Origin of the sequence: Nitrospina sp. 32_T5 (assembly GCF_052156635.1) — a bacterium.
Classification (GTDB): Bacteria; Nitrospinota; Nitrospinia; order Nitrospinales; family Nitrospinaceae; genus Nitrospina.
In genome coordinates this window covers 267,738-285,886 of the sequence record NZ_JBQKUO010000001.1, presented here as the reverse complement: position 1 = coordinate 285,886, position 18,149 = coordinate 267,738, and the positions used below count along the sequence as shown (strand labels likewise).

Annotated in this window: 1 protein-coding gene; it reads left to right on the top strand. The window is 62.0% G+C overall.

The window, feature by feature from the left end; translation table 11 throughout:
• The first annotated feature begins 29 nt into the window (after nucleotides 1-29).
• Complete coding sequence (locus tag ACTRW9_RS01250) at nucleotides 30-18,098, top strand: LEPR-XLL domain-containing protein (protein ID WP_442427995.1); 18,069 nt, start codon at nucleotides 30-32, stop codon at nucleotides 18,096-18,098.
• Nucleotides 18,099-18,149: the final 51 nt, after the last annotated feature.

Below are 18,149 nucleotides of genomic sequence, written 5' to 3'. Positions count from 1 at the left end.
TTCGCTTTGGAGTTTTGTGGGAGGGACTCATGGCTTATCCGTTTGGGCCGGTGACGTGTGACCCGTCGTCTGTAGAAGAATACAACCCATCCTCAAGGCTTGGTCGCAAGCGCTGGGGCCGGCGCCACACCCGGGTGCCGACGTCGCTTCGCCGTTCCAGTCGTGAACGCCCCGTTTTTGAAACTCTGGAACCCCGCCTGCTGCTTTCTGCCGATCTCACCTACGGCGCATTCAACGATCTCACTCTTAAATTCGATGCCGGCCTGAACCAGTATCAACTGGTTGACGACACGGATACGGTTGTGTCCTTCGACACGGCCGATCCCACCAACACCATCAATATCACGGGTACCGCCGGTGCGGATTCGTTGGGTCTCGACCTGGGTACGCTGGGCAGCGGCAAGACCATCAACTTCCTGGGGACCGGCGACGACACGCTGAAGTCCACCAAGAATTCCAACCAGACCCTCACCAACACCAGCCTCGATGCAGGCGGGCAAACGTTCACCCTGTCCGGGTTCGAAAAAGCCGAATTGACCGGCGGCGCAGGCGAGAACACGCTGGATGCGTCCGCGTTCACCGGCGACGTCACGCTGAGTGGTTTGGGCGGTGCTGATCGTCTGATCGGCGGCACCGGCAACGACACGCTCATCGGCGGCCTCGGCGACGATGTCTATGAATTCGCAGACAACTGGGGCGTAGATTCCCTGAATGAAGCGGCGGGCGAGGGCACGGACCGCCTCGACTTCACCGCCACCACCGGCACCCTTCAGGTCAACGAGGCCCTGAACAAACGAATTTCCAGCGGCGCGCACACCCTGACGAATCTCGACACCGCCGCCGAAGAACTCGACATCGCCATCACCAGCGACATCCAGGATTCACTGGAAATCGGCATCAACGCCGCCAAGGACCTGGTCACGCGACTCACCTCATCGGTTTCGGAGTTGAGTTCCGCCCTGCCCATGCTGAATCCGGATACGGGGTCGTTCTCGGCCCTGTTCGGTCTGGCCGACATGTTCCAGGAATTGCGCGAACAGATCGACGGGCTGGGCGCGGGCGTCAACCTGTCGGATGTCACCGACGCCATCACCAACCTGCCGGGTGTGGGCAGCGCCGTGGACCTGTCTCCGGGATACCAGGGCGATGCGTCCAACAATCTCGAGATCGTGGTGGACGCGGGCATTTCCAAATCCATCCTGAACCAGTTGATCGACATCGACCTCGGCACCGAAGGCGCGTTCCTGAATTTCAACATCGACGCCCAGCTGTCCGTCGACGCCACGTTCGCCGGCAGTGTCGGCATCGGCGTCACCACCGTCGGCACGCCCACGGCATTCCTGGCCGGGGCCGAACTCGACTTCACGGTCGACGTGGACGGCAACCTCGACAGCGCCGCCCTCGACCTGGGTTTCCTCGATGTCACCGTCGATGGAGGGGCGGGGAATGAAATTTCCTATTCCGGCGGCCTGCTGGTTACGGTCAGCGACCCGGTGGACAACAAGATCGCGCTCTCGGAGGTCACCGATCTCGGCTTCGACCTGGCGTCCCTGGTTTCGGTCACGCCCACAGGCACCGGCTTCACCACCGGGGATTTGAACGTCACCGTCCAGTCCGGCATCAATCTGCCGGGAGACATCCCGCTGACCAGCGGCATTTTGAACATTGTGTTCCCGACGTTCACCGATTTTTACAACGGTGTCCTGCCGAGCATCAGCCTGACCAGCGGCTCCATCGACCTGTTCGATTTCAGCAACATCACCCCGTCGGATGTGGCGGGCATGCTGAGCGACCTGGTGGACACGCTGTCGGCGTTGTCCAACAGCGACCTGCTGGACATCACGATACCCCTGACCGGCGTCAAGGTGGGGGATCTCCTGGATTTCGGCGAAGCGTTCAAGCAGGACATTCTCGATCCCCTGTTTGTCAGCGGCGACGCCACCATTCCGGATTTCGACGACGACGGCATCCCGGATTTCGATTTCGACAGCATCCAGGACCTGGTCGATCAACTGGCCCCGGTGCTGGGTCTGCCCGTGGGTGCGCTTTTGGCGCGGTTCAATCCGACCAGCCGTGAGTTGTCGTTCAACCTGAATTTCAGCTCCCTGCTGAACATCGGCACCTCCCCCATTTCCTTCGGGGCGAGCCTCGGGGACCTTGCGGGCATCAGCACCACCAGCCAATTCGACCTCAGCACCAGTTTCGATTTCAACCTGGACTTCGGCATCGGGCTGGCGCCGAGTGAAGACATCGAACTCCTGCCCTCGCCGTTCTCTCCGGACAACGTGGCGGAACTCAGTATTTCTCCGCAGGACGGGGCGTCGGCGTCGGACTTCTCGGTGCAGGTGGTGCGCGTGGACAACGCGACCCTGGGCAGTTACAAGCTGGCCGACCCGACAGGCGCGTTTGAGACCGGGACTATTCAGTACAACGACTCTGACACTTTGGTGGCCTCGGCACTCAACAGTATGGCTATCGCCAACGCGCTTGACTGGCGGGTTGAAGTGACCAGGACGGTCGAGGGCAACGACAGCGTGTACACGGTGGTGTTCAAGGATGCCACCAACACCGACAAGTCGTTCAATCCCAGCGGACTCCTTCTGCCACCTCTGGACGATGGGGACAACACGCTGAAAGGCGCCGCCGACGGTGTGCTGTCTTCTACCGCCACGTTCGACATCACCCTGTTCAGCAAGGCCGTCACCCTGCTTGCGGGCACGCCTTCGGAATTCACGGTGCCGGAGACGGAGCTGGGCTCCATCACCGTCACCGTCAACCGCGACACGGCCAACGCCAGCATCGACGATCTCAAGGTCGATGTGCAGACGGAGGTCAACACCCAGCTGGTCAACCAGGGGCTGACTCTTGGTTTCCTGAGCGGTGGCGAACTGTCGACGGGAGCTTTGGGCAACGGCGGTATGGTCACCGCCTCGGGCACGCCCTTCCAGACCCTGCACGAGGATGTCGAGTTCACGGTCATCATCAACGGCACCGACGAGTACAGCGGCAGTCTGCGCGCCGTCGATGTGCTCGACGGACTCAACGGCGGCGCCAACGACGACGTGCTGGAGTTGGACGAATTGAACGCCACGCTGACTAACAGCCATCTGGACACGCCTCTGGAAGCGGCCATCTTCGATGTATTGGACTCCGCGGGTCTCAGTGGTTCTTACAACGTGGCGGTCACCACCGCTCCCGGCAACAAACTGAAAGTGGATGTCACCGCTCCGGGCGGGGACACGGTGGAGGTGGTCTTCAAATCGCCGATCACGGTGGACGCCGGCGGCGGACGCATTGCCCTGTCCACGCTCACCGGCAACCTGTCGGCGGAGGTGTTCAACCCGAGTGTCGGCACCACCAGCCGCATCGAAGTCAATGCCGATTACAACGACCCGGCGTTCCAGGAAATGGGACTCCTCAGTTCGCCGACGCCCTTTGACGGGGTGCTCGACGACGATATCGAATTTTCACTGGATGTGGACGGCACCACGGTGGATGTTTTCCTGTCCGCCGCCAGCACCGCAGGCAACACCAGCATCGACGACCTGCTCACCCAACTCAACACCGCGGTCGATACCGGTTTGACCAATGCCGGCCTGGGTACGGGACTGGTCGATGCGTTCCGCGTCGATCCGGAGGGCAACCGGCTGGGTATCACCGGCGATCACACGAATGTGGACCGTCTGTCGATCGACGTGCCGGATTCGTTGACCACCGGGCCCAATGCGGGCAATGCCAACGGCGCTATCACCGAACTGGGATTCGAGTCGGGTGAAGGCGATCCGTTCGCGGGCGCGTCCGCCGAGTTTTTCATCGACAATGTCTCTCTGGACGCAATGGCCAGCATCGACGCCACCACGCTCAACCTCGTGGCCAACGTCGGGTTCCTGGAAGTGGAAGCGGACGGCAGCGGCAGCATTAGCGCCAACGCCAACCTGAGTGTCATCAATCCGCTCGACGGCGGCACGCGGGTCAACGGCGAGACGCTCATCGCCGCTGTTTCGCAGGGCAAGTTTTTGTATGTGGATCCGCCCGCTTTCGGCGGCACGCTGGACAACCTGAACACCGGATTCCTGGACGTTGCCATCGGCGGCGGCCTCACGTTCAGCCTCGACATCGACCCGACCGCGGGGCTGTTCGACGGCGCCAACAACCCGATCAGCAATTTCGACGCGACGTTGTCCATCGACGGCACCAGCCCGAACTGGCTCACCAGCCTGCCGGAAGTGAACCTCAGTTTCACCGGGCCGGACTTCGACGCCATCATCAGCGAGTTCAAGGACCTCAGTTTTCAGGACATCATCGACGGCCTGAGTTTCTTCGTCGAGTTCCTGCAGGGCCTGGACGGCACCAGCCCCGGCGGTTCCGCCATCGCCGATGCCCTGGACTACGACCTGCCGCTCGTCAACCGCAGTGTGGCGGACCTCGTGCAGATCGCCGACGAACTGGCCGACCGGCTGGATGCGCTCTCCGCCGATCCTTCCGGTTCCGTGCAGGCGTTGAACGATCTTTTGGTGGATATTTTCGATCTGCCCGCCGCGGCGAGCAACATCCTTTCGTTCAACCCGACCACGTCCGTGCTCGGTATCAACCTGGGATTCGATGCGGCGGCTTCGTTGACGCGGCCGTTCTCGCTGAACCTGGCGGACGTGCTGGCCTCGGCCGGCGCGCCAGAGTTTCTGACCGACCTTGTCAGCCTGGAAGCGGGCGGCAACCTGGGTGTGAGTGCGGGCGTCGATGTGGAACTGGCTCTCGGTCTCGATCTCACGGGCGCGGACAAGGGCCTCTTCCTGTTTACAGGAGCCAACGGGACGCGGTTGGCCGCCAACGCTTCGGCCACCGGCAACAACCTGTCGTTCCGCGCGGGACTCGGTCCCTTCCAGGTACTGGTGGATGGCGGAAGCGGCAGTCTGGGTGCGGGCATCGACGTCACGCTCAATGACGATGGCGACGGGCGCCTCGACCTGATCACGCTGGGAAGTGGCGGCGGCATCAGCCTGCCTTCTCTGGGCGACCTCAATATCGATATCACCGGTACGGCCGACGCCACCCTGCCTTTGTTCGTGGGCAGTGTGGACAACCCGATTCCCATCGGGACCGACAATGAAATCATACTGAGCGCCGATCTGGACGACCTCATCGGCGGCGTGCCGGGGGCGTTCAACGTCACCCTGCCTAACCTCGACCTGTTCTCCAACCCGCCCGGCATTTTTGAACTGCTCGCCGACCCGTCGGTGGTGGTCGATGGTCTGGATGCCGTCCTGCTTCAGATTCAGGAAGCGCTGGAAGGTCAGATCTTCGGTTTCGAACTGCCGTTTGTCGCCGACGCGCTCAAGGACAACCCGGTTTCCAATTTCATCGAGGACTTCCGCGACGATTTTCTCAACCCACTGGCCAACACGCTGCGCGCCAACAACGTCAATCTTGACGGACTCATCAGTCTCATCCAGGACTCGATCTTCAACACGTTCAACGGTCTGGGTATTTTGAAGGACAGCGACGGCGTCGGCGGCCTCAGTGCGGACGACATCGTGCATTCCGGCGCCAGCCTGTCGAACCTGAGCGAGGACTTCATCCAGTTCGATTTCAAGCTCGGCGACTCCTTCACCCAGGCTCTGGACATCGCGTTTGATTTCGGCATTCCCGGGCTGGGACTGGAAGCGGACTTCACGCCGACCATCACTCTCGACTGGAACCTGGATTTCGGGTTCGGCCTGGATGAAACCAAGGGATTCTATTTCGTCAGCAGCGATCCGGATGAACTGACCCTCAGCATCGACCTGGATCTGGGCTCCACGCAGGGCATGCCCGCGTTTGCCCGCGGCCAGTTGTTGTTCCTGGCGCTGGGCATCACCGACGGCATCGACCTCGATGACGACGGCGACCTGGAGTTCTCCGGCCTGAACCTGACTGGCGCGATCAATGTGGCCGACCCCAACGACGACGGGCGGTTGACCATCGGCGAATTGATCTCCGGAAGCATCGGCGACATCTTTCAGCCGTCGCTCACCGGCTCAGCCGATATCCTGATGCAGGCGGAAGTGGACTTCACCACGCTGGGAAGCGCCGACCTGGCGCGCGTTCTCCCGTCGATCAGCACCGGGATCATCGTTCACTGGGGCCTGTCGGCCACTCCCAACACGGGTCTCGTGGTGGACGATCCGTCCATCGTGCTGGCGGACGTCAGCCTCGACCTCGGTTCGTTCATATCGGATTTCGCAGGACCCGTCCTCGGCAACATCGCGGATATCATCGAGCCTCTCGATTTCCTGATCGGTCCAGACGGGTTCCTGAACAAACGCATTCCGCTATTGTCGGATCTGGCGGGCAAGACCATCACCGGCCGCGACCTGATCGAGACGTTCGACCCCACGGCGAAGATCGGTCCGTTCCTCGATGCCATCGCGGAGCTGTTCTTCCTGGTCGACCTGATCGGCGATGCCGAGGCGGCGTTGGCCACCACGGGATCGCTCAATTTCAATTTCGGCGACCTGGTGCTCACCGATCCGACCAGTTTCTTCGATGTCGGTGCGGTGAGTGGATACCTCACCGGCGACCGCATCGACCTGAGTCTGCCGAACCTCAACAAGAATTCGTTCAAAAACGTCAACTTCAAGAACATGTCGCTCAACTCGCCGAGCCAGGAGGGAAGCGGTGGTGGCCAGGCGGTCACGCGCTTCCAGTCGGGTGTCACGAGCGGCGGTTCGTTCCAGTTCAACCTGTTCGATCCGGCAACCATCTTCTCCCTCATCATGGGGCAGGATGACGTCACCCTGTTCACCGCGGAGTTGCCGGAATTCGGGTTCAATTTCTTCTACAAGCAGAAGTTTCCGATCTTCGGTCCTCTGGTGGCCAGTCTGGGTGGCGGTATCGGCGGCACCATCGACCTTGGCTTCGGTTACGACACCCGTGGCCTGCAGCAGTTCATCGGTTCGTTCAACCCGGCGACGCTCATCAACGGGTTCTTCCTGAACGACCTGGATCCGATCACCGGCGAGGACCGGCCGGAAGCGACGCTCACCGCGACCATCGTCGCCAGCGCGCAGTTGGATTTCCTCATCGCCTCGGCGGGCGTCGAGGGCGGCGTCGACATCAATATTTTCTTCAACCTGGCCGACCTCGACCACGACGGCAAGATCCGCTTCGACGAGATGGCCGCGAACCTCGCCGCCAACAGCTTCAATCCGCTGTCGGTGTTCGACACCAGCGGCGTGGCGGAATTCTTCATGCGCGCCTTCATCGAAATCAACCTGCTGGTCACGAAGATCCGCAAAACCTTCGAGTTCGTGCGCGTCGAGCTGTTTTCGTTCGACATCCCGTTCAACCGGCCGGGTATTCTGGCCACGCAGGACGGCGACGTGCTGACCCTGTCCATCGGCTCCAACTCCGAGAACCGGCTGAACGGAAACGTCAGCGACATTTCCGAGAAGATTCATGTGAAATCCGACGGCGGTGACGTGCTGGTGTGGTCGGATCAGTTCTTCGTCGGCGAAGGCCTGGCGCAGAGGTTCTCCGGCGTCAACACCATCATCGCCGACGGCGGTCAGGGGAATGACGAAATCGACCTGAGCGGGCTCAACTCCGGTTACGAGGTCATCGTTCACGGCGGCGTCGGCAACGACGTGATCGTCGGCAGCAAGGGCGACGACGATTTGTACGGCGATGAGGGCAACGACACGATCCTCGGCATGGGCGGAAAGGACCTCGTCGATGGCGGCGCGGGCAATGACAATCTCTACGGCGATTTCCAGGCGATCGGCCTCACCATCGAAGGCCGTTCCATCAATTCCATCTTCGGCGGTACGGAAGATGAGGACACGCTGAAAGGCGGCGCGGGCAACGACAACCTGTTCGGCAACGGCGGCAACGACACGCTGGACGCGGGCACGGGTACGGACAGCCTGGACGGCGGTGCCGACGACGATGTGTACCTGGGTCTGCTGGTGGGCGGCGCGAACACCATCGCCACCGGCACTGGATTCAACACTCTCGACTTCAGCGACGTGCGCGACCGGGTCAACTTCACCCTTCGCAACGGTCAGGTGGTGGCCTCGTGGGAAGGCAACACCATGACCGCCAGCCTGGATGAAATCTCCACCATCCTCGGCGGCCGCAGTGACGACACGTTCCATGTTTACGAAACCCGCGATGACGGAGTCACCACACTCCTGGATGGTCAGCAGAAAAACGACAAGTACATTTTTTACGCCGAGGACGGGGATCCCATCGACGCGCTGGTCAACGACCAGGGCAATGCGTGGGACAACGGCAACATCATCGAGGCGCGCGGCACCACCGGCGACGACACGATTTCGCTGACAAACGCTACCATCTCGCTCGGGGTCGACCAGCTTATCACCTACGTTGCGCCTCCAGCCACCGAAAACATTTTGCAGATCAAGCTGAAGAGCCGCGCCGGACGCGACAGCATCAACGTCAAGAGTACCGCAGACACGGTGCCCGTCACTGTGTTCTCCGGCGAAGGCGACGACACCGTCACCGTCGGCGACAGCGGCACGCTGGACAACATCGGCGCGCTCCTGCGGCCGGGTCTCAACGTGCCCTTCGGACTGGGGCCGCTCACGCTGGTGGGTGAGGGCGGACACGATACGGTGGTGTTCGACGACTCCAATGACGCCGACAACGAATTCGGCAACCTGACATCCTTCATCGAAAACCGCGCCGGCAACCAGCAGGTGGAAGTGGGCGTGCTCTCCGGGCTTGGCATGACGCTGGATTCGGATGCGGGCGGCCTGACCGGACGCGTCGAGTTCGAGGGATTCGAGGCGGTGGATGTGCAGTTGGGCGGCGGTGCGGACGATTTCCGCGTCGGCGGCGACGAGGTGTTAGACGAGTTGACACTCATTCGCCAGGGCAACGTGGGCGAGTTCACGAATCTGATCGACGGCATCGTCAGCATCTCCGGCAACTCCGGCGGCGACAAGTTCCGTATCGAGGCGACCAACGACATCGACCGCGATGCGTTGAACGCGGCGCTCGGCATCATCAGCGCCACGACCACCACCCCGGGCGGTGCGTCCAACGAGGTTCAGCGGATCAACGTCGGTGCCAGTATCGGTTACTTCACCCTGAAGTTCCGCTTCATGGAAACCGCGCCGATCGCCCTCAATGCCACGGCGGCGGAAGTGCAGGAAGCGCTGGAGGACCTGTTCATCATCGGCACCGGAAACGTCGATGTGACCAAGGATGGAAGCGATTTCGTCGTTGAGTTTGTCAACGACCTGGCCAACACCGACGTGGACCAGTTGGAAGCGAAGGTGATTCCCTTCACCGTGTTCGGCAACGGCAACGGCGACCAGTTGTTCGTGCAGTCGCTCACCGAGCGCATGTACTTTCAGGGCGGCACCGGCGACGACCTGGTGAAGCTGAACGTGGACGCCACCACGCTGGCTCCGCTTGCTTCCAATGGGGTCCAGTCCGAGATCACGCTGGACGGCGGCGAGAACAGCGATACGTATCAGCTCGGACTCATTGGCGGCGCGACCGATTCGTTGATCCACGTGTTCGATTCCGGTCTCGCGGGTACCGACGTGCTCGAGGTGACGGGCACGGAGAACCCGGACCGGTTCCTGCTCCGTGCGGCGGCGGCGGAAAGCGGTCTGGCCTTCATCGCACTGATGAACACCGATCCGAATGTCGAGCGTATCAATTACAACACCAACCTGGAAGTCATTACCATCGACAGCCTCGCGGGCGAGGACGAGTTTTACATCGACGACACCCGCGCCGCCATCACCATCAATTCCGGCGCGGACAACGACTTCTTCCAGGTGGGACAGCTTTACAAGTCCCGACGCACGCCGGAACTCGCGGGTGTGGCGCAGGAGGACGTGTTCGCCACCATCGAGACGACGCGCGGTTTCCTCAGCAACGGTATCAGCAATGACATGACGATCAACGCCGGGGACAACGAGGACGAGATCATCGTGTTCCACAACCTGGCGGTGCTCACCGTCAACGGCGATGCGGGCGACGACACCATCCTCGTGCAGGCCTTTGCGCTGGTGGGTTCGCAGGAAGACAAGCGCGAGCGCACCGATGTCAGCGGCGGCGCGGATGCCGACTTCATTGCCTACGCGGTGAACGCGCCGGTCAATATCGACGGCGGCGACGGCTTCGACACGGTCATCGTGGTGGGTACGGAGTTCGGCGACGATTTCGTCATCACCGAAAACGGTGTGTTTGGCGCGGGTCTCAACGTCAACTTCACCAACGTGGAAAAACTGGAAGTCAACGGCGCCGAAGGCGACGACCGTTTCTTCGTGCAGAGCACGGGCGAAAACTTCACCACCAGCATCGTCGGCGACCGCGGCAGCGACACGTTTTTTATCAACGGCGAGACCCCGGCCAACGGCGTCATCAGCAACGATCTCAAGGGGCACAGCGGCATCATCACCCACAGCGTGGAAAGCACCCTGCCTGGCTCGGATTACGACGGCGCCAAGGTGGTGGGCGTGTCCTCGAATGTGGCCGACAACGACGAACCCGCGATCATCATCAACCAGTCGGACGGTCAGTCGCAGGTGGTGGAAGGCGGTGGAGCCGATACCTATACCGTCATCCTGTCACGGCCGCCGCGTCCGGCAACCAAGATCAAGGTTACGGCCCTGCCGCCGGAAGGCCTGGTGTTCGTGGACGAGTTTGGCACCGAACTGCGCAACGAGACCACCGGTGCGCCCATCGGCGCGGAGTTGATCTTCGACGAGACCAACTGGAACGTCGAGCAGGAAGTGCGCTTCAAGGCCATCGCCGACGGTAATGCAGAAGGCAATCACACCGCCGCCATCCAGCACAAGGTTTCCACCATTGGGGTCAGTACCGGTCCGGTGTTCGAGGAACAGGAAATTTTCGTGCCGGTGCCGGTGTTCGTTGATGTGCCCATCTTCAAGCAAATCCACCTGCCGTTCATCGGCACGATTAATTTCTTCGTTGGATTCGAGACCCAGTTCTCTCATTTTAACAACGTCTCCGTCGGCACCGAGCTGGTGCAGGTGGGTACGGAGAACGTCGAGACGGCAGAGAGCGACGCCTTCACCGGCGTCATCGAAGGGGCGACCGGACTCAAGTCCGATCCGGTTCCGGCGACGCCGACTTTGACCGATCTCGAAGGCGGGTTCCCGACGGCGGCCGATCCCACGCGGCCGGACGGCCTGCGCGGCGCATTTGTGACCATCATCGACGATCCGGCCAACCCGGATGCGGTCGGCCAGACGCGGCTCATTCTGTCCAACACCACCACCGAGCTGACCCTCGACCAGGCGTGGGATTCCCTGCCGTCCAACCAGGCGCGGTATGAAATCGGCCAGTTCAGCGGGCTCGTCATCCCGACGGTGGAAGTGGCCATATCGGATTCGGATGTGGCGAGCCTCGTGATCACGGAAACGCAACGCGAGACGATCGTCTCCGAAGGCGCATCCAGCGGATGGGACATCATTCAGGTGGCGCTCAGCCAGTCGTTGGCGGTAGGCGAAATCGTCACGGTCAGCCTCGACGGCCACGGTCAGTTGGAGTTCCGCGACGCGGTGACCGATGCGGTCATCACCTCGCTCACGTTCAACAGCGGCGGGCCGGCAACGGTGAAGGAGTTCAAGGTACTGGCGGTCGATGACGGTGTGACGGAAGGCTTCCACCGCTCCGACCTCACGCTGACGGCGGCCAGCAATCAGGCCGGCTCCGATTTCAACGGCATTGAACACACGCTGGTGGCCGACATCGGCGACAACGAATTCGCAGGCGTGCTGGTCAAGCAGACCAACGGTTCCACCGATGTGGTGGAAGGCGGCGACGACGCGGCGTTCGACGGCCGGGGCACCGACAGCTACACTGTCGTACTGACCAAGGAATTGGCCGTAGGCGAGGTGGTCACGGTGGCGGTCACGGCCCAGCCCACGCGCACCTCGCGCACCGGCACCACACCCCACCCGGACAGCGTCCGCGCGTTTGAAGTCGAGGTCGAAGTGTCGCTCGACGGCATCACCTGGGCGGAAAGCGTGGACGTGGTATTCGACGACGACAATCCCTGGGATGTGGAACAAACCGTATTCGTCCGTGCGGTGGACGACAGCCGCGTGGATGGCGGCGACTCCAAGGTGTTCGCACCGATCCTCGATCTCGCCAACAACATCAAGGGACCGCTGTTCATTGTCGGCGGATTCGGGGAAGACCGCTCCGGCCTGTTCGAGCGCGAGCCGATCATGCTCCCGGGCGAGACCAACTTCAAGGAATCGATGGGCGATGTCCTCGCCGCGACGGAAGCCGACGAGTTCAACCCGGCGACGCTGACGATCGACCCGACCGATCCGGAGGTGCTCGATTTCCTCGGCCGCACGGCGGAAACGGTGACGGCGGATGATTTCCTCGAACTGACGGTGGAGATCACGCGCGGCGAAGGCAAGAACAAGATCCGCATTATCGAGGCCGCGGAGTTCGACCTCGACGGAAATGTGGTGCTCACGCTCAACAAGGCTTGGGACATTCCGTTCTCGGAGCCGGGTGTGCCGACCCCGGCCAGTGAGTTCACCATCTCCGACACCAACCCGAATTTCCTGGTGGACGAAGCGACGCAGACCGACCTGTTGTTCTTCAAGGACACCGACAACCCGACGAACTTCCAGGAATCGGCGTTCGCCAGTGGCCAGTTGTTCTTCGACGACAGCTTCGATTTCGTCGGCCACCGCATCACCGGCCTCGGCATGGGCGGCGACCGCAACATCGGTGGCGCCCTGCAGCCGGGCGGCGTCACCTTCCAGCAGCTGGAAGAAGTGGAGATCGTCCTTGGTTCCGGCAACAACCAGTTCACCATCGAGGACACGCACGCAGGCGCGACGACGCTCAAGACCGGCGACGGAGCGGACGTGGTGAATGTCAAGAGCATCAACGGCCACACCTTCGTCAACACCGGCGAGGACAGCGACACGGTCAACGTCACCAACGACGGCCAGACTCTGGAAGACCTCCTGGGTCTGCTCACCCTGAGCGGCGACATCCCGCAGGCGGAAACGGTGCACTTCGCCAACGGTTCTCCGGCTCAGGGATCGGTCCCGGCAGTGGATGCAATTCAGCATCTGAACATCGACGCCACGGGCGGCACCTTCACGCTGTCCCTGGGCGGTGAGACAACCGTGGCCCTGGCGCACGACGCCAGCGAGGTGGATGTGCAGACCGCACTGGAAAGCCTGTCCACCATCGGCGCGGGCAACGTGGCGGTCACGAAAGCGGGCAGCTTCTACCGCATCGCCTTCCAGAATGCGATGGGCGGCCAGGCGGTGGACCTGCTGGCGGTCAACGATTTCAACCTGACCAACGGCCTCGGCACGCACGACATCCTGAACATCGACGACAGCGGTTACGCCGATCCGAGCGTGGCGGTCCTCACGCAGACCACGTTGACGGGTCTCAGCATCGCGCAGACCAACGAAATCCAGACGCTGGTGGTCGATGCGACGGCGGGTACCTTCCGCCTGAGTTATGAAGGAGCCGAAACGGAGGACCTCGCGCACACGATCAGTGCTGCTGATCTGGAACAGGCTCTGGAGGACCTGGCGGGCATCGGCGACGGCAACGTTGCCGTCACGCAGAACGACGATGTGTACGTCATCCGTTTCCAGGGCGACCTGACCAACACGAATGTTTCCGATATCATTGTCAGTCTGAACAATCTGGAGATCACCACCGAAACCTATCCGGACACGTTCGAAACCGTTGCGGGCGACGCCTCGGTGCACACGCGGGTGGACGGCGACGCGGCGAACGCGGTCAACGACATGCAGCAACTCACGGTCAACGCCACCGGCGGCACCTACACGCTGTCGCTCCTCGGCCGCACAACCGATCCCATTGCCTACGACGCCAGCGCGGAAGTGGTGCGCAAGGCACTGCAGGTTCTGGTCGCCGATGACGATACTGAAGAATTCAAAACCGACGTCACTGTGGACAAGTTCGGTCGTACCTACCTCATCGGGTTCCAGGGCAAGCTGAACGAATTGAACGGTCGGCCGGGCGTGGAACTGCTGGTTGTGAACGGTTCCGGCCTGACCGGCGGCGAGGCCGATGTGGCCACGCGCATGGACGGTATCAATTATTACGGTTTCGAGACGCTGAATCTCAGCCTCGGTTCCAACAACGACATCCTGAACGTGCAAGGCACCAGCCCCGGCAGCAACGGCTTCGCCGCGGCGGGCGGCATCGCGGTGACCAACATCGATCTCGGTCAAGGCAACGAGCAGATCTTCGTTGCCTCCAACGCCGACCTCGATTTCGGTTCCGCCGATGCCTTCCAGTTCCTCACGGGTGACCTGGATGACATCGAAGGCGCGCTCAATCTTGACACCGGTGACGGCCGCCACCGCCTGATGGTCTCCGACGAGGGCGCGACCGTGGGCGACGGCGATGTGAGCATCACCGACACGTTGCCTGCGGTGTTGAATGGTCTGGCTGCCACCGCGGACATCTGGATTCAGGGCCTGGCCCCGGCGGGCATCGCTTACGGCACCGACGGCAGCTTCTACGATGGGATCACTTACTGGACCGGGTCCGGCGCGGACACCATCTCCATCGACGGCTCGCACTTCGTCAATGGCGAACGCACCACGACCACGCTCAACACGGGTCTCGGCAACGACAATGTCACCGTGGACCTGGACGACGGCGAGGACGGGTTCTTCGTGCTCAACACCATGGGCGGTGCGGAGTCGGCCAACCCCGATCTGCTGGATGGAACGGAAACGGATGACGACGAGGTCGATGCCTCCAACTCGACCCTGCCGCTGACCATCTTCGGCGGTATCGGCAACGACACGATATTAAGCGGCAGTGCCGACGACATCATCTTCGGCGACTTCGGTCGCGTCATCTACACCAACGCCCTGGGCGGCGTGGTGGCGGTTCACGGCTTCGGCGGGCGCGGCGACCGCGTCTCCAGCGACATCCTGCCGCCCAGCCTGATGTTCAGCCTGCACCGGGATCTCGGCGGATCGGACACCATATCCGGACGCGCGGGCGGCGATGAAATCTTCGGCGGCAACAGCGGCGACACGCTGTACGGCGACGACGCGACAGAATCCTCCGGCACCGATGACACGATCGATGTCATCTTCGGCGACAACGGCGTCATCGAACTTGAAGACGGCATGTACGCCAAAATCAAAACCACGGACACGACCGACGCCACCGGCGGCGCGGATACTATTTTCGGCAACGCGGACGACGACATCGTTCTCGCCGGCGTCAACGGCAGTGTCGATGTGATCCACGGTAACGACAGCAAGGACGTGATCCTGGGCGACAACGGTGAACTGGACTTCACCGTGGACGGCGACCTGACCACGCTCGACACTGTCAGGACCACCGACACCCATCTGGGCGGCGAGGACCACATCTTCGGTTTTGGCGACGACGACCTGATCTTCGGCGGCACCGGCGACGACCAGATCCACGGCGGCACCGAGAACGACATTATTTTCGGCGACTTCGGTTACGCGGAGTTGATCAATAACATCGTGCGCTACGTGGTCACCATCGACCGCACCGAAGGCGGCGCGGACACGATCTGGGGCGACGAGCACGAGGACGTGGTGGTCGGCGGTGCCAACTCCGACCGGCTGGACGGCGGCGAAGGCCGCGACCTGCTGTTCGGCGACAACGTCGAACTCGACCGGCTGGGCGTGCTGTTCACCGATTACACCAACCCGCGCTTCCGCACTCTGACCGGCGACCGCATGTACGGCGAGACGCCTGGCGTGGACGACGGCGAGGTGCTGGTGGCTTCCACGCATTATGTGGACCCGACGGGTTCGGCGGTGTGGGCGGACTTCGACATCACCCTGCTCGACCATTCGGCCACGGATGAAGCGCTGGCTCTCAACAACTTCGGCGACGATTACATGGCGGGCGGCGCGGACGACGACCAGATGTTCGGCATGCTGGGCGACGACACCATGCAGGGCGACGGAAGCATCGATCTTGCCACCGACGTCACCGCTTACCGCACGACCCTCAACATGCTGATGGGCAACCCGTCGGTCGAAAACGCGCTCACCGACGGCGACGACTACATCGAAGGCAACGGCGGCACCGACGTCATCTTCGGAAACCTGGGCCAGGACGACATCATCGGCGGCAGTTCCAACCTGTTCAGCTTGATCACGCCGGAACAGCGGCCGGACGGCATGGACCTCCTGTTCGGCGGCGCGGGCACGGACCTGGCGCGCAACGACATGGGCGACGATACTCTCGCGGAAGGTCATGCGCTGGATTCGGACGCCATCGCCGGTGACAACGCGAACATCTTCCGGCTGTTGCAGTCGGCCGATCCGACGCAGTTCGAATCGTTCAACTACGACATTTATTCGGCGACCCTGCGCATCGTCCCGCGGCCGGTTGAGTTCCTCGATTACACGCAGGGCGGCCCGGACATCATGGGCGTGGACGCGGCGACCCTGGGCGATATCGGCGACAACGATGAGATCCACGGCGAGTCCGGCGACGACTTCATCTACGGCATGGTCGGCAACGATGTGCTGTACGGCGAAGGCCAGGACGATGACATCGTCGGCGGCTGGGGCCACGACTGGATTTCCGGCGGCACGGGCAGTGACGGCGTGCTGGGCGACGACGGCCGCATCTACACCAGCCGGAACACCTCCACCACCGAAGGCCAGTATGCGGAACCGCTGTACGGCATCGAGACGGTGGAAACGGACCAGCAAATCTCTTCCAGCAGCCCATGGTTCAACGCGACCATTCATGCTGAAGGCGAGCTCAAGAAAACGGTCAACCTGACGCCGTTCAACGTGGACCCGAACACCGCTGCACAGAGCCCGCATTACCGGGCTCTTTATGCCGACGACATCATCTACGGCGGTTTGGGCGACGACTTCCTGCACGGCGGTTCCGGCGACGATGCCATCTCCGGCGCGGAAGCGCTGGCCACCTCGGCCGCGACGGTGTACCCGGACACCGGGACCACCGACCCGAACCGCACCGACGGCGTCAGCATCGTCACCGGTTACTTCACCCCGTTCAATCCGGGCAACGTGTTGAGTTTTGAGGCGCTGGTGGCGGAGGAATTCGCGTCTTACGATGAAAACGATCCGCGACGCAAGATCATGATCAACGGCTGGGAGTTCTTCCTCAACTTCGACGAGACGGAAGGCCCGATCGCGGAAGGCAGCACCCTGCCGACGGATGGCAACGACCGCATCTTCGGCGACCTGGGCAACGACTGGATCGTCGGTGGCACCGGCCGCGACCACACTTACGGCGGGTACGGCAACGACCTGCTGAACAACGACGACAACCACAACTCGACCGCGGGCACCGCCGATCCGGAAGCCAACGACGAAGTCGATGGTCCGGAGTACAGTTATGAAGACATTTCCCTGGGTGGCGCGGGACGCGATGTGCTGATCGCCAACACGGCGGGAGACCGGCAGGTTGATTCCACCGGCGAGTTCAACAGCTTTATCGTCCCTCAATCGCCGTTTGGCCCGGGTTCCGCCACGCGCGGTATGGAGCCGGGAATGATCCAGTTCTTTTACGATCTGTCGGAAGCCGATGGTGCCGACCCGACCCGTGCGGCGGATACGGGAAGCGATCCGGAACGGAACGGGGAGCCGCATGGGGAACTGGGCCTCGTCACTCAACAGGATCCGGATTGGGGCGACCAGCATGGTGCGCCGGATGACCCACAGGCAGGTAACGGCAAGAAAAAAACGGATCACAACGGACCGCGCACGGCGGAGCCGAACAACACGACGGCTTCCAGCAATGAAATGCAGAATGGCAAGAAAAACGGTCAGGACAATAATGTCGAAACCACCGCCTCTACGGAACCCGAACCGGCGACTACCGAAAGCCAGACGCTGGTGTTCGACGACGGATCCGGATCCTTCCAGGAGATGGCCACCACGGATGAGGGCTGGGTTCTGGATGGCTCGACCATCACCAACCCGGAGGGGGCCACCTATAATGTGTTCGACATGACCGAGGAGGAATACCTGCTGTTCATTTCGACCGTCGGCGCAATCGATGACGATGGCGACCACACCCAGGTGTTGATCGACTGGAACGCTCTTTAATTCCCGACCCGGTATCGGAACAATCGAGATGACCGGGTGCCGTTTTTACGT